Genomic DNA, 14425 nt, shown 5'->3' with positions numbered 1-14425 from the left:
GTCGGCGGACCGGTGGTCGGTAGACGCGTGGCCCTCGGTTGTCAGTGGCCCTCGGTGGTCAGCGGTCCCTTGGTCGTCAGTGGCCCTCAGTGGTCAGCGGTCCCTTGGTCGTCAGTGGTCCCCAGGCCGTCAGCGGCCCGGGGTTCCAGAGGCCCTCGACCGTCCGTCAGCGGACCCGCGGCCCGCGCCAGCGGAAGGTCAGGGCGGTGACCACCAGGCCGCCCAGCGCCCACAGCGCGAGGACCAGCGCGGTGCGTCCCAGCTCCCAGCTGCCGGCCGGCTCCACCACGGTGAAGGAGTCCGGCAGGAAGACCGAACGGAAGCCCTGCGCCATCCACTTGACCGGGAAGAACGCGGCCACCGTCTGCATCCAGCGCGGCAGCTGGCCGAAGGGGAAGAAGACGCCCGAGATGAACTGCAGCACCATGAAGACCGGCGTCACGATCGCCGCCGCGGAACGGCTGTTGGGGATCAGCGCCGAGTACGCCGCACCGGCCATGGCGCACGCGACGGTCCCGAGAGCGAGGTCCCAGCCCAGGGTCGCCCAGCGTTCGCCCGTGCTCGGCAGCGGAAGGCCGAACAGGGTCAGCGCGATGCCCAGCAGCAGTGCCGTCTCCAGCGCGGTGGTGACGATCACGCGCACCAGTTTGCCGACGAAGTAGGCGGACTTCGGCATCGGCGTCATCGCGAGCCGGCGCACCGTACCGGTGTCCCGTTCGATCGCGATGCTGATCGCGAGCCCGGAGAAGGCGGTGCTCATCACGCCGGCCGCGACGATGCCGGCCATGAAGACCTGCTTGAGGTCGGTCTGGGTGCCCGCCACCTTGCCGGAGAAGATCGAGCCGAAGACGACCAGCAGGATCACCGGGAACATCAGGGTGAAGACCAGTGACTGCTTGTTGCGGAAGAACGCCCTGAGCTCGACCTTGGAACGGGCCGCGGAGGCCCGCCAGACGCCGGGCATCCGAGGGGACTCGGCCATCGCACGCTCCGCTTTCGGCACGGTCGGGTCGATGCGGCCCGGAGAGGGTGTGGAGGGTTCGGTGAGTGTCATCGGATGCCCGCCTCGCTGGTGCGGTCGCCGGTCAGGTCGTCGGTGCCGTCGTCGGCGCGGCCGAGGGTGTCGGTGCCGCGGTCGGTGCCGCTGACGTTCTCCCTGATCAGGTCGAGGTAGATGTCCTCGAGCGTGGGGCGGTGCACCCGCAGCTCGGGGAGTTCCCCGACGCCCGCCTCGTGCGCCCAGGGGGTCAGTGCGGACAGCAGCGCGGTGGGAGTGTGCGTGGCGATGCGCAGCACGCCGTCCCCGCTGTCGGCGAGCGTCTGCGCCCCCGGCGGCAGTACAGGCAGCGCGCGTCCCGTGAGTTCCGGCGGAATCCGGAAGGAGACCGTGGTCGGAGTCTGCGAACGGGCGCCGAACTCGGCAAGGGATCCGGACAGGACGACCTTGCCGGCGACGATCACCGCGGCGCGCTGGGCGAGCGCCTCGGCCTCGTCGAGGTAGTGGGTGGTGAGCACGGTGGTGGTACCGCGCTCGGAGAAGTACCGGACCAGATCCCAGGCCTCCCGGCGGGCCACCGGGTCCAGCCCGGTGGTGGGCTCGTCGAGGAAGATCAGGTCCGGGTCGCCGACGATGCCCACCGCGACGTCGAGGCGCCGGGCCTGTCCTCCGGACAGGTCCGTGCTCTGCTTCTTCTCGTGCTTGCCCAGGCCGACCATGTCGATCACCTGGCCGACCGGGAGCGGCGCCGGATAGAACGCCGCGAAGTGCTCGACGACCTCGCGTACCGTCAGGTCCGCGTAGGCGCCGGTGTTCTGGGGCACCACGCCGATGCGTGCGCGCCACCCCCGCCGGTCCTCGGCTGGGTCACAGCCGAGGACCCGGACGTCACCGCCGGTTCGCTGGCGGACGCCTTCCAGGATCTCGACGGTCGTCGTCTTTCCCGCGCCATTGGGCCCGAGCAGTGCGAAGACTTCTCCCGGATGGATGTCCAAATCCAGTCCCCGCACCGCGTGCCAGTCGCCGTAACTCTTGCGAAGACCACGGACCGAGACGGGGTTCTCCCCGACGGCAGTTGCCACTTGGATCGCTCCTGGGTGGATATCAGATTGATCGGGTGGATCAGGTGCAGCAGCAGCACGGGCAGCAGCAGGAGTTGCCGCCGGCCGCGATGTCCGACAGGTCGCCCTCGCTCAGCTCGGCGGTGTCGATCTGCGGGGTCTGGGGAATGTGGAACTCGTAGCGACCGGTCGCCAGACCGATCTCGTAGAGCTCCACCTGCACCTCGAGGTTGCCCTCCTGCTCGCCCTCGGCGGCGGTGGAGACGATGACGATCTCCGCGTCGGCCGGGAGCTCCAGGCCGGCCTCGGCGAGCGCGGCACGCGGGTCCGACTGGAGCCGGGCCGCGTACTCCTCGCTCGACCAGGCGCTGATCAGGGCGCGGGTGTAGCCGTTGACGAACTCGGCCCGCTTCCGCTGGTCCAAAGCCATAAGACTTTTCCTTTTCTCGGTTCCGGTTTGCCTGCGGCGCCTTCTTGTCGCTGCCGGCGAATGAACAATTGCACGCCGTCTGGAAGGCTGCCAAGACGTCAGTTCCGGCTCCAGAGGTAAGTATTGAGCACGTTCGGCTGGTGCGGTAGATTCCGGGTCGGGTGAAGCCGTGAATACGTATTGGATTACGCATCGGAATACGCATCCGAATGCGTATCGTCGATCGGCGAGTACGTATTCGGGAATTCCGAGTACGTATGGTGCGCGGAATACGTATGCGCGTACGCCCGCCGAGGCCGACTCGATCCGGTTCTGCCTGACCTGACATGACATGAGAGGAATCACGGAGGTGGTCCGCACCGTGCCTACGCACACGACGCCGCGCGTCCCGCGGTCAGGCCCCCGGGGCGAGGCCCTTCCACCGGGCCCGCCGGGGGACATCGACATGGCGGTGATGCGGGAGTCGCCGCTCGCCTTCATCACCGAACTGGCCCGCACCTACGGCGGGATCACCCGTCACCGGGCCGACGGCGAGACCGTCTACCTGCTCAACACCCCTGAATACGCCCGTCATGTACTGAAGGACAACGGCGCCAACTACACCAAGGAAGGCACCCCGGACGACGCGATGCTGCGTCCGCTGCTCGGAAACGGGCTGCTGACCAGTAACGGCGACGACTGGGCCCGCCAGCGCCATCTGACCGCCCCGGCCTTCAGGCCCAGCTCGGTCAGGACCTTCGACGGCATCGTCACCGAGGCCACCTCCGGCATGCTGGAGCGCTGGCGTCCGGCGATCGAGTCCGGCACCCCGCTCGCGGTGGACGATCACCTCACCGCGCTCACGCTGGGCATTCTCACCCGGGCCATCCTCGGCGCCGACCTCGACGGCATAGGTGAGGGCTTCGGACGCGCGGTGGACGCCGTCAACCGGTGCATCGGCCACTACGTGCCCGACCCGGACCCCGACCCGGCGGACACCGCACGCCGGTTCGCCGACTTCAGCCGCGCGCGGGGCTTTTTGGACATGGTGACCCGCACGCTGATCGCCTCACGGCGTGCGGCGGGGCCGTCGGCGCCCGGCCCGGGTCCCGGTTCCGGCCATGCCGGGAACCTGCTGGACACCATGATGTCCGCCGGCCACCTGGTCTCCGACGAGGACCTGCGCGACCAGGTGCTGACCATCGTCATGGCCGGCCATGAGACCACCGCCAAGTCCCTGACCTGGACGCTTCATCTCCTGGACCGGCACCCGCACGAGGCGGCGAAGGTCCGCGAGGAGGTCGACCGGGTGCTCGGCGGCCGTCCTCCCACCGCCGAGGACCTCGCCGACCTGCCGGTCTGCCAGCGGGCCGTCAAGGAGGCGATGCGGCTCTACCCGCCCGTGTGGCTGATCTCCCGCCGGGCGGTGGGCGCCGACGTCATCGGCGGATACCACGTCGAGCCCGGCACGCTCGTGTGTGTCAGCCAGTGGGTGCTGCACCGGCACCCCGCGTACTGGGACGCCCCCGACGCGTACCGCCCGGACCGCTTCGACGGTGCCTCGCTTCCGAGCCACCTCTACCTGCCGTTCGGCGGTGGTGACCGGATCTGCGTCGGTCAGCACTTCGCCCTGCTCGAGGCGGTGCTGGTGCTCGCCACTCTCGCCCAGTCCGTGCGGCTGGAGACCGCCCGGGGGTTCGAGGTGGAGCCCGAGGCCCTGGTCACTCTGCGCCCGAAGCACGGCATGACGATGATCGCGAGGCCCCGATGAGCACGCCCGTCCCAGGAACGGTCCGCCCGCCGGGCGGCTCGTACGACCCTGCCCGCACCACCGGCGGCGGACTGCCGGCGGAGCTGGCCCGCCTGGAGTCCCAGGCCGAACTCTCCTTCGCCGAGGAACTGCGCATCCTCCGCGACCTCGGCATCTGCTCCACCGCCGGCAGTCCCCGCCCCACCGTGCTCGAAGTCGGCGCGGGATCGGGCGCGGTGACCCGCCGGCTCCGCCCCGCGCTGCCGGGCGGCACCAGGCTCGTCGCCGCCGACATCGACGCCGAACTCCTGGCCCACGCCGCCGGTCCCGGCGTCACCCTGCTGGTCACCGATGCCGCGGACATGCCGCTGGAGGACCACAGCGTCGACTTCGTCCTGCTGCGCTATGTGCTCCAGCACGTGCCCGACCCGGCCGCCGTACTGGCCGAGGTACGCCGGGTGCTGCGGCCGGGCGGCCGGGTCGCCTGCACGGAGGTCGACTCCTCCTGCTGGGGCGTCGCCGACCCGTCCTACCCGGAACTGGGCGGCGTGCACGCCAAGATGGCCGCCGCGCAACGTGCCGCGGGCGGGGACCGTGCGATCGGCCGCCGCCTGCCCCGGCTGCTGAGGGCGGCGGGCTTCGAGGACGTCGTCCTGCGACCGTTCGCCACCACCAACGACGATCACCCCACGGACGCCTTCGCCCCGCAACTGGGCCCGCAGCGCCTGGAGCCCCTCGTGGCCCAGGGCGTCCTCTCCCTGACCGAACTCGCCCTCGCCTCGGATCGCTGGAACCGCTTCCGTGCGGATCCCGACGCCTGGGTGATGCTGCTCGGTCTCACCGTCGCCGCGACCGCTCCCGCATGTCGCGGTCCGCAGGAAACCCCTGGGAAAACCCCTCGCACCACCGAACGAAAGGCACCCAAGTGAACCCCAACGTGAAGATCTTCATCACGATCTTCTGCTACATCAGCGCCGTGGCGGGCCTGCTCACCGCCGTCATGGACGCCAGCCACAAGCCGGCCGACACCACCTCGGCCATCGTCGCCGGTGTCCTCGGCGTCGCCTTCCTGCTCGGCGGCATCGCCCTGACCCGCAAGCCCCGCTACTGAGCGGGGCGGTGATGCGGCCGGGGCGCACGCACCCCGGCCGCCCCACCGGGCCGCGGACCTCGGCAGTCTGCGGATCAGGATCCGCCGGCGGTCACCCCGCGGTGTCCGCCGCGGCGCGCGGCGGGTTGGGCCCCAGCACGGCGGCGGCACGTTCCGCGGTGGCGGCGGCCCAGCGGCCGGAGGTGACGGTGCCCAGGACCAGGATGGCCGCCCCGCACCCGGCGATGATCCACCAGGCCGTGGGCCGCGCGCCGGAGGCGACCGCGGCGCCGATCACCGCGATGCCGAGCGAGGATCCGACCTGACGGCTGGTCGCGGCGACCGCGGCGGCGACCCCGGCCCGGGCGCGCGGCATGCCGGACACCGCCGTGTAGGTGATCGGCGCGTTGACGAAGCCGAAGCCGAGACCGAACAGCGCGTACGTGACGTACAGCAGGATGCCCGGGGGGTGGGCGGAGCGGGTGACGGCGACGGCCAGTACACCGCTGGCGGCGATGCCGGCCCCCGCGAGCAGCAGGGGAATCCGTGGACCGCGGCTGCCCACGATCCGCCCGGACAGCGGCGGGCACACCAGGGTCAGCACCGCCATCGGCAGCAGGTGCAGCCCGGTGCCCAGGGCACTCAGCCCCACCACCCGTTGCAGATAGAGGGTGTTGGCGAACAGAAAGCCGCCGAGCGCGCCGAAGGCGAGGACCGCTGTCGCGGTGGCCCCGCTGAAGGGTGCGCTGCGGAAGAGCCGCGGCTCGATCAGCGGTTCGGCGCGCCGGTTCTCGTACGGTACGAAGGCGGCCAGCGTGCCCGCTGCCACGACCAGGCAGGTCACGATCGGCGGCGCGGTCCAGCCCTGGCCGGGCGCCTCGATGATGGCGTACGTCAGCGTGCCGAGCAGGACGATCACCAGCAGCTGGCCGACGGGGTCGGCGCGTCGGGCGGCCGGGGCGCGGGACTCCGGGACGAACAGCGCGGCGAGCGTCAGCGCGGCCAGCCCGATCGGCACGTTCAGCCAGAACACCGACCGCCATCCGGCCGACTCGACCAGGACCCCGCCGAGAACCGGCCCGGCCGCCATGCTCAGGCCGACCACGGTGCCCCAGACGCCGATGGCCCGTGCCCGCTCCCGTGGTGCGGTGAAGGTGTTGACGAGGATGGCCATGGCGACGGGGGTGAGCATGCTGCCGCCCACCGCCTGCACCATACGGAAGACGACGAGCCAGCCCGTCGTGGGCGCCAGACTGCACAGGGCCGAGCCACCGGTGAACAGCACGAGACCGAGCTGGAAGACGCGCCGCCGTCCGACGCGGTCGGCGGTGGCACCGGCCAGGGTCAGCAGCGAGGCCAGGACGATGGTGTACGCGTCGAGCGTCCACTGCAGGCCGGAGACGGAGGACTGCAGGGACCGCTGCATCGAGGGGAGTGCGACGTTGAGGATGGTGACGTCGAGACTGACCAGCAGCACGCTCAGGCAGCAGACGGCCAGGACGGAGGCGCGCCGCCCCGGTACGGGATCGGGCACGTGGGCTCCCGCGCTCAGTCGGTGGGCCGACGGGTGGCGTGCGTGTCGGCGAAGTCCCAGACCACGGGGAGGAGTTGCCCCGGGGTCTCGATCTGGGGCATGTGACCGGTGCGGGGGAGCAGCTCGAACCGGGCTCCGGGGACGGCGGCGGCGTACGCACGTCCGTACGCGGTGTCGACGACCTGGTCGCTCCCGCCCCACGCCACGAGGACCGGGGACGTGACCTTGGCCAGGCGCTCGCGCAGGGTGGGGTCGGCCATGGCGTGCGGGCCCGAATAGACCTGCAGCGCGGCCCGGTTGGCGGCCGCTGCGGCCAGCTGCGCCTCGGAGAACGTGCTCGGGTCCACGGCGAACTTCGCGGGGTCGTGGAAGGCCAGGGCGGACAGTTCGGCGGGCGTCAGGGTGAAGGGGTCGGCGACCGGGTGGCCGGGGACCTGGATGCCGGCGGCGTTGACGAGGACGACGCTGCTGATCCGGTCACTGCCGAGCAGGGCGATTTCGGCGGCGATCCAGCCGCCTATGGAGTTGCCGACGACGGTGACGTCCTGCAGGCCGAGTTCGTCCAGCAGCCGTCCGTAGATCTGGGCGAGGGTGGGCACGTCGGTCAGCCAGTCGGGCCGGGCGGTGCCGCCGAAGCCGGGGTGGACCGGGGTGATGACCCGCGCGGGCCGCTGCTCGGCGAGGAGCGCGGCGAACCCGGTGACGGTCTGCGGGCCGCCCCCGCCGTGCAGGAGCAGGAAGGGGTGTCCCTTGCCCCGCTCGTCGACGGTGAAGTTCACGTCGACGTCGCCGGAGTCGAGGGTGAGGGTGATCGTGCGGGCGGTGCTGGTCATGGACGTCTCCAAGTCGGTTTCTGGTGGCAGGGGTTGCTGACGCGGGCCGTCACGCGTAGTCGGTCGCCGGCTCGGTGGCGTACCGGCTCATCACCTGGACGGTCGCCTGCGGGGTCAGCTCCCGGCCGCCGGCGATCATGTCCCGCAGGTCGCGGAAGTACTGCACGTACAGGTCGGGCGTGAAGGTGTTGAGCATCACCGCCGGCTCGTCGCCGGGGTTGGCGAAGGTGTGCGGGGCGCCGGGCGGGATCATCGCGAGGGTGCCGGCCGGCGCGACGTGGGTCGTCTCCCCGACGGTGAAGTGCACGGTGCCGGAGACCACGTAGAAGCCCTCGTCGTGCTGGGCGTGGCGGTGCTGCGGGGGCCCTGCGCTGTGCGGGGCGAGGGTGATCTCGCCGATGCCGAGACGGTGCCCGGTGGTGCTGCCGTCCTCGAGGATGCGGATCTGCGCCGGACCCAGACGGATCGTCTCGCCGTCGTCGGGGCCGACCACGGAAACCTCGGTCATCGCCATCTCCTTCGTGAGAGTCAGCTCTCATGAAGGAGATTAGAGGGCGGTGTCTCGTTATGCAAGTGAACTCTCACGACGAGAGCAGGCAGTGATAAACTGACGGCGGATGGACGGACGCGAAAGGGGAGAGGGGGCGTACCGGGTGGCGACGCAGGCGGACACAGGCACCGGCCGCAGCAATCAGAAGAGGCGCACGCGCGCGGCGATCGTCGAAGCCGCCCGTGAACTCATCGGCACGGGCGGCGAGGTGACCATGCCCGCGATCGCGCGCGCGGCCCTGGTCTCCGAGGCCACCGCCTACCGATACTTCCCCGACCTCCCCTCGCTGATCAGCGAGGCCCTGGCCGGCGCCTGGCCGCCCCCCGCCGAGGCCCTCGCTCCGGTCGCGGACTCCACCGACCCCGTCGAACGGGTCGCCTACGCCTGCGAGTTCCTGTTGCGCGGCGTACTCCTCCGGCAGGGAGCGGTGCGCGCCATGATCGCGGCCACCATCACCCGCCCCGAGGCGGCGACCGCCAGGCCGGGTATCCGGTTCGGTTTGATCGACCTCGCGCTCCAGCCCCTGGAGGACACGCTGGGGGCGACGGATCCGGAAGCCCTCGCCCAGCTCAAGCGGGACCTCGCCGTGGTCGTCAGCGCCGAGGCCCTCTTCTCCCTCACCGACCTGTGCGGCCTCGCCCCCGACGACGCCATCGCCAGCGCGGTACACACGGCGACCACGCTGACCGAAGCCGCACAGCGGACGACCCCGCGAGGGTGAGCCGGGCACGCAGGCCCGCGAAGCGGTCCTGGCGGCGAGGACATCTACGCCCGGGGCCGCCGTCTGACCGAGACCCGGCGCCGCATCGGCATGGTCTTCCAGAAACCGAACCCCTTCCCCGCGATGTCGATCTACGACAACGTCACCTCGGGCCTGAAGCTCACCGGCACGCACGTGAACGGCGACGCCCGCGACGACCTCGTCGAGGAGTGCCTCACGAAGGCGGCCCTGTGGCAGGAGGTCCGCTCCCGCCTCCGCCAGCCCGGCGGCGCACTCTCCGGCGGCCGGCAGCAACGCCTGTGCATCGCCCGCTCCCTGGCCGTACGCCCCGAGGTCCTGCTGATGGACGAGCCCTGCTCCGCCCTGGACCCCACCTCCACCCTCCGCATCGAGCAGACGATCCGCGAGCCGGCCCACGAGGTGACGATCGTCATCGTCACCCACAACATGCAGCAGGCGGCCCGCATCTCCGACCTGTGCGCCTTCTTCCTCGCCCGACAGGGCACCCTCGGCGCCATCGTGGAACACGGCCCCGCCACCACGATGTTCTCCACCCCCACCGACCCCCGCACAGCGGACTACGTCGAGGGCCGCTTCGGCTGACCCGCTTTGCGGCACCGGTGCTCCGACCCGTCGAGCCCCGTGAGCCCGGTCGGCAGCCGTCCGGCCGGGCACTGCGATTGCGGGGGACCGCCCGGACCCGGCGCCTACACTGTGTGGGCGCATGTACGTCGACTGTGAAGTGTGGGCGGGAGGGGACAGGACTGTGACGGACAACGTCGGTGGCTTCGAGGACCCGTCGGCCGACGTGCTGGCGGCTGCTGCCGGCGCCTTCGGGCTGCTCGCCTCGTCCGTCAGGCTCCACCTGATGTGGGCGCTGTCGCAGGGGGAGAGTGACGTCACGCACCTCGCCGACCGGGTGGGCGGGGCACTGCCCGCCGTCAGCCAGCACCTGGCGAAGCTGAAGCTCGCCGGGCTCGTGCGCTCTCGCCGTGAGGGCCGGCGGCAGGTCTACTACATCGACGACCCGGACGTCGTGACGCTCGTGCGAGTGATGATCGGGCAGCTGACGGCACGTTCTCACCAGGTTTCCGCGCCGGTACGGCTCCTGCACGGGACCAGTGGCTGAGACCACCGCGGCCTCGGACCGGGACGCCGACCCGACCGTTCCGGTGGCTGTATCCGCGGTAGGAGCTGCAGGCTCCGGGGTACTCGGGGCGCCGGGTCCGGGAACCTCCGCGCCGACGCTGCTGGAGGTGCTGCGCCGGCTGGACAGCGGTCCGCGCGGCTTGACGGAGGCCGAGGCCGAGGCGCGCCTGGCCCGGTTCGGCGGGAACACGGTTCCGGCTCGGGGCGTGGCCTCCTGGCCCCGACTGTTCGTGCGCAGCCTGCGCGATCCCTTCACCGCGGTCCTGCTCTGCCTCGGGTTGGTCTCGGCGGCCGTCCTCGCCTGGGGCACCGCCTCGGTGATCCTCTCCCTCGTCGTGGTCAGCTGCGGGCTGCGCGCGACGGGCGAGCACCGGGCCGACCGGTCCACGGCCGCATTGCGTCAGCTGGTCGCCACCACCGTGACCGTGCTGCGGCGCGCCGACGAGGACGCGGTACCCACCTCTCGCGAGATCCCCGTGGACGAACTCGTGGTCGGCGACGTGATTCGCCTCGGGCCCGGTGACCTCGTGCCGGCGGACGTACGCCTGCTGCGCACGAGCGGCCTGACCGTGCACCAGTCCGCGCTCACGGGAGAGTCGGCGCCCGTCGCGAAGCACACCGACGACGCGCCTGCGGGCAGCGGGAGCGGACCGTTCGATCAGCCGCAGTGGTGTTTCCAGGGCAGCAGCATCGCCTCCGGCAGTGCCACGGCGGTCGTCACCGCGACCGGTGCGGAGACCCGGTTCGGCGCCGCGCACGGCCGTACGACAGGCCGGCCGGAGCCGAGCGCCTTCGACCGTTCCGTCCACGGCGTCTCCTGGATCCTGATCCGGTTCATGCTGCTGACACCGCCGCTGGTGCTGATGGCCAACGCGGCGTTGCGCGGACGCGGCCTGGAGACCCTGCCGTTCGCGGTCGCGGTGGCAGTGGGGCTGACCCCGGAGATGCTGCCGGTCCTCGTCACCACCTGCCTGTCCCGCGGAGCCTCACTGCTGGCCCGGACCCACGGGGTGATCGTAAGACGGCTCCCCGCCCTGTACGACATCGGCGCTGCCGACGTGCTGTGCCTGGACAAGACCGGCACGCTCACCCAGGACCAGCCCGTCGTCGACCGCAGCCTCGGCCCGGACGGCCGGGACGACCCCGACGTCCTGCACTGGGCCGCCGTCAACGCCTGGTGGACCCTGCAACTCGCCGACCTGCCCGAGCCCGACGCCCTGGACGAGGCGGTCCTGGACGCGGTCGACGAGGACGACCTCCTCGCGTACGAGGGCATCGCCGCCATCCCCTTCGACCCGGCCCGCCGCCTCGCCACCGCAGTCGTCCGCACCCCCGGCCGCCTCGGCACGCACACCCTGGTCGCCAAGGGAGACCCCGAAGCCGTCCTGGCACGCTGCGCCCTCCCGGACGAGGAACGCGCACGGCTGCGCGACCTCGCCGCCCGGCAGGCCGGCGAGGGGCTGCGCATCCTGGCCGTCGCCACCGCCGAACGCCCGGCCCGCACCCGCGGCTACACACAGGCCGACGAACGCGGCCTCACCTTCCGTGGCCTGGTCACCCTGCGGGACGCGCTCGCGCCCACCGCCGCCGAGGCGCTGAAGGTCCTCACCGGGCAAGGAGTCACCGTCAAGGTCCTGACCGGCGACCACCCCGGCACGGCCGCCCGGGCCTGCCGCGACCTCGGTGTCCCGGCCCCCGAGGACGCCGTTGTGACCGCCGACGCCATCGACACCCTCACCGACGCCGAACTGACCGCCCTGGTCGCCCGTACGGCCGTCTTCGCCCGCTGCACCCCCGACCACAAGGCCCGGATCACCCAGGCACTGCGCAGCGCCGGGCACACCGTCGGCTTCCTCGGCGACGGCGTCAACGACCTGCCCGCCCTGCGCGCCGCCGACGTCGGCATCGCTCCGCAGGGCGCCGCCGACGTGGCCCGCGAGGGCGCGGACGTGGTGCTCGCCGAGAAGGACCTCACCGCCATCACCCATGCCATCGACACGGGCAGGCATGCGGGCGGCAACATCGCCACCTACCTGAGGGTCACGCTGTCCTCCAACCTCGGCAACGTGATCGCGATGCTCTCGGCGGGCCTGCTGCTGCCCTTCCTGCCGATGCTCCCCGCCCAGGTCCTCACCCAGAACCTCTGCTTCGACGCGGCCCAGCTCAGCTTTGCCCACGACCGTCCGCACCCGCCGGCGCTGCGTCGGCCGACCGTGCTGCGCCCCGGTGACCTCCTGCGCTTCATCACGGGGTTCGGAGTGCTCAACGCCGTGGCCGACCTCGCCACCTTCGCCGTGCTCGCCTTCACCCTGCACGGGCTTGGCACGGGCGGCGACGAGGCGGTGTTCCACTCCGGCTGGTTCACCGAGAACCTGCTCACCCAGGCCCTGGTGATGGTGCTGCTCCGGGCCGGCCGGCAGGGCGCGCAGAGCCGCAGGCCGGGCCCGGTCGGCTGGGCCGCGATCGCCCTGTCCGTCATCGGCCTGGTGCTGCCGCCTTCACCGCTCGGCCCGCTGGTCGGCCTCGCCGCACTGCCGACCGCCTATTACCTCCTGCTCGGTGTGGTCCTGGCCTTGTACGCCGCCGCCCTCCTGGTGGCCAGGGCACGCACGCCATGAGCGATCCCACGGCACACGGGGCACCGAGGCGCAAGCGGTGGCTGCCTTTGGTGGTCTTCGCCTTGGCGCTGTACGTCATCGTCCGTGCCGCCGGCACCCCTCAGGGCGACACCACCCCGCCTCAGGGCAAGGCGTCGTCCACCGGGCCAACCCCGTCTGTCAGCCCGTCCGTTTCCTCCCCGTCGACGTCGGTCTCCTCTTCGTACGACCCCGCCGACCACGCTTCCCAGGTTCGCGCCCGGGCCCGCCAGGCGGGCGTCAGCGCGCAGTTGGTGATGGCGATCCTCTACAACGAGTCGTACAAACCGCACGATCCGTCCTTCGAGCGGGCCTGGCAGAAGTACAAGCCCGACGCCGCCTTCGGCATCGCCGACATGCACCGCGCCACCTTCGACGAGGTCAGGAGAGGCCGGGATTTCGCCGGCCGCCGCTGGGAGGAACTGCCCGACGACCGCGACCTGGCGATCGAAGCCGAAGCCTGGTACCTGCACGACCTGGCAGCCGAACTGCCCGCGCACTGGCCGGTTTCCTACACGAAGAACGACCTCCTGGCGCTCGGGTACAACGCCGGTGCGGGCAACATGCTCGCTTTCGCCCGCGGCGCCACCCTGGGCAGTCGGGCCCGGTCATATCTGGACCAGTTGCACCAGAACTGGGCGAAAGCGGGAAGGGCCGTCGACGCAGGCTGAGTTGCCGGGTTGCGCAATAATCGCAGTCAGCGGGGGTAAAACCCCGTGATCGGGGGAGGAAGGGTGTTCATGCCGCGCGGTGACATTCGGCGAGTGCGTGATGCGAACATGCGGCTGGGGGCGGCCCTGGCCGAGGTCGAAGGGCTCTACGCGGCGTTATTGAGAGCCGGTTCCTCCGAGCGGCGTCGGGGGTTGCAGGCGGAGCTGGCCCGCGCCGCCGGCCGTCTGGCGGCTGTGGCGGCCATGCCGACGCAGGCTCCGCCGCCACGCCCCGCCGGTCAGCGCTCGCGCCGGGGACGGCGGCGAGCCCTGGCGGAACGCGGCGCCGCGTGGATCATCGCGCGGTACGGAAGGAACGACCACTGAGGCAGCCGGGTCCGACCGGGCGTGGGAGCGCCGGTCCACCCGCTCATGAGACCCGTCGCCCGTGAGATACGTAAGGACCTGTACAACCCGCGCCACGGGTTTGTTAGATTGCGCAACTACGCAATCGAGGTGGGGTCCACCCTCGCCTGTCCGTACCCAGCCGCGCATGCCCGGCCGTACCCCTGATGGCCCGGCCTGACGAGCCCGACCGTACATGGGAGTGGAAGATGAGCGACCCGTGGGACGGCCCGGCCGGCCAGGCCACGCGCAGCCGCACCACCACCCGGGTGCCCGGACAGCGTACGTCCGAGGCGGAGGGCACGCGCCCACCGGGCGGCCGGGCCGCGGCCCGGGCGGCTTCCCGGTCTCGCGGTGGAACCCGGTCCCGGGGCGCAAGCCGGTCGCGGCGCCGCGCACATCCCGTCGGGCGTGTCCGACGGGTGCTCAAGATCGCCGCGATCACCTTGTCCGTGTTGATCGTCATCACCGCCGGTGCGGGCTGGTGGTTCTACCAGCACCTGAACGGCAACATCAACAGCGTCGCGCTCGACGGCAAGGGCGGCACCGAGAAGGCCGACGCCTTCGGCCGTACCCCGATCAACATCCTGGTCATGGGCTCGGACGGCCGTACCAGTCAGGCCGACTGCCGGCTCGGCGG

At 71.7% G+C, this 14425-nt stretch carries 15 protein-coding genes and 1 pseudogene; 10 read left to right on the top strand and 6 right to left on the bottom strand.

The features are described from left to right. Window positions 1-166 precede the first annotated feature (166 nt). From ACWDEN_RS11215 to ACWDEN_RS11205, 3 genes are all read right to left on the bottom strand, one after another. On the bottom strand, window positions 167-982 hold the full coding sequence (locus ACWDEN_RS11215; RefSeq protein ID WP_351618916.1) for an ABC transporter permease: 816 nt from the start codon (window positions 980-982) through the stop codon (window positions 167-169). Window positions 983-1050: 68 nt separating this feature from the next. Further along, a complete protein-coding gene (locus ACWDEN_RS11210) occupies window positions 1051-2079 on the bottom strand; it encodes an ABC transporter ATP-binding protein (RefSeq protein ID WP_450858484.1) in 1029 nt (342 codons plus the stop codon). Between the two features lie 40 nt (window positions 2080-2119). Then, window positions 2120-2488 (bottom strand): hypothetical protein, encoded by a 369-nt coding sequence (locus tag ACWDEN_RS11205; RefSeq protein WP_351618910.1) that lies wholly within the window; start codon window positions 2486-2488, stop codon window positions 2120-2122. A gap of 445 nt (window positions 2489-2933) precedes the next feature. Here ACWDEN_RS11205 and ACWDEN_RS11200 point away from each other — a divergent pair, with 445 nt between their 5' ends. Genes ACWDEN_RS11200 through ACWDEN_RS11190 form a run of 3 tightly spaced genes read left to right on the top strand, consistent with a single transcriptional unit; the run spans window position 2934 to window position 5328 of the window. After that, a complete protein-coding gene (locus ACWDEN_RS11200) occupies window positions 2934-4238 on the top strand; it encodes a cytochrome P450 (protein WP_450858482.1) in 1305 nt (434 codons plus the stop codon). After that, complete coding sequence (locus tag ACWDEN_RS11195) at window positions 4235-5146, top strand: class I SAM-dependent methyltransferase (protein WP_351618904.1); 912 nt, start codon at window positions 4235-4237, stop codon at window positions 5144-5146. The genes ACWDEN_RS11200 and ACWDEN_RS11195 overlap by 4 nt, the downstream gene beginning before the upstream one ends. Further along, window positions 5143-5328: a hypothetical protein gene (locus ACWDEN_RS11190; RefSeq protein WP_351209663.1), complete on the top strand. Its 186-nt coding sequence runs from the start codon at window positions 5143-5145 to the stop codon at window positions 5326-5328. Before ACWDEN_RS11195 ends, ACWDEN_RS11190 begins: the two co-directional genes overlap by 4 nt. Window positions 5329-5419: 91 nt before the next feature. On the opposite strand, the gene ACWDEN_RS11185 is transcribed toward ACWDEN_RS11190, so the two are convergent. From ACWDEN_RS11185 to ACWDEN_RS11175, 3 genes are read right to left on the bottom strand one after another with little or no spacing between them, the layout of a single operon-like run. Then, complete coding sequence (locus ACWDEN_RS11185; protein WP_450858479.1) at window positions 5420-6841, bottom strand: DHA2 family efflux MFS transporter permease subunit; 1422 nt, start codon at window positions 6839-6841, stop codon at window positions 5420-5422. A 14-nt stretch (window positions 6842-6855) separates the two neighbouring features. Beyond that, window positions 6856-7674 (bottom strand): alpha/beta fold hydrolase, encoded by an 819-nt coding sequence (locus ACWDEN_RS11180; protein ID WP_450858477.1) that lies wholly within the window; start codon window positions 7672-7674, stop codon window positions 6856-6858. A gap of 49 nt (window positions 7675-7723) precedes the next feature. After that, window positions 7724-8182, bottom strand: coding sequence for a cupin domain-containing protein (locus tag ACWDEN_RS11175; RefSeq protein ID WP_450858475.1), 459 nt, complete (start codon window positions 8180-8182; stop codon window positions 7724-7726). A gap of 109 nt (window positions 8183-8291) precedes the next feature. On the opposite strand from ACWDEN_RS11175, the gene ACWDEN_RS11170 reads away from it, so the two are divergent. The 7 genes and pseudogenes from ACWDEN_RS11170 to ACWDEN_RS11140 form a co-directional block, all read left to right on the top strand. Continuing rightward, a complete protein-coding gene (locus ACWDEN_RS11170; protein WP_450858473.1) occupies window positions 8292-8945 on the top strand; it encodes a TetR/AcrR family transcriptional regulator in 654 nt (217 codons plus the stop codon). A 42-nt stretch (window positions 8946-8987) separates the two neighbouring features. Then, entirely contained in the window at window positions 8988-9548 is a 561-nt protein-coding gene (locus tag ACWDEN_RS11165; RefSeq protein ID WP_450858664.1) for a phosphate ABC transporter ATP-binding protein, read from the top strand. 163 nt (window positions 9549-9711) lie between these two features. Further along, window positions 9712-10074 (top strand): ArsR/SmtB family transcription factor, encoded by a 363-nt coding sequence (locus tag ACWDEN_RS11160; protein WP_069779703.1) that lies wholly within the window; start codon window positions 9712-9714, stop codon window positions 10072-10074. After that, a complete protein-coding gene (gene mgtA / locus ACWDEN_RS11155; RefSeq protein WP_450858471.1) occupies window positions 10067-12712 on the top strand; it encodes a magnesium-translocating P-type ATPase in 2646 nt (881 codons plus the stop codon). The genes ACWDEN_RS11160 and mgtA overlap by 8 nt, the downstream gene beginning before the upstream one ends. Next, window positions 12709-13401: a lytic transglycosylase domain-containing protein gene (locus ACWDEN_RS11150; RefSeq protein ID WP_450858469.1), complete on the top strand. Its 693-nt coding sequence runs from the start codon at window positions 12709-12711 to the stop codon at window positions 13399-13401. Before mgtA ends, ACWDEN_RS11150 begins: the two co-directional genes overlap by 4 nt. Window positions 13402-13494: 93 nt before the next feature. After that, on the top strand, window positions 13495-13767 hold the full coding sequence (locus ACWDEN_RS11145) for a hypothetical protein (protein WP_450858467.1): 273 nt from the start codon (window positions 13495-13497) through the stop codon (window positions 13765-13767). Window positions 13768-13994: 227 nt separating this feature from the next. Next, a pseudogene (locus ACWDEN_RS11140) lies at window positions 13995-14425 on the top strand (LCP family protein); the annotation flags it as partial.

It is taken from the genome of Streptomyces sp. NPDC001153 (assembly GCF_053598315.1).
This window is presented reverse-complemented; position numbering and strand designations above follow the sequence as displayed.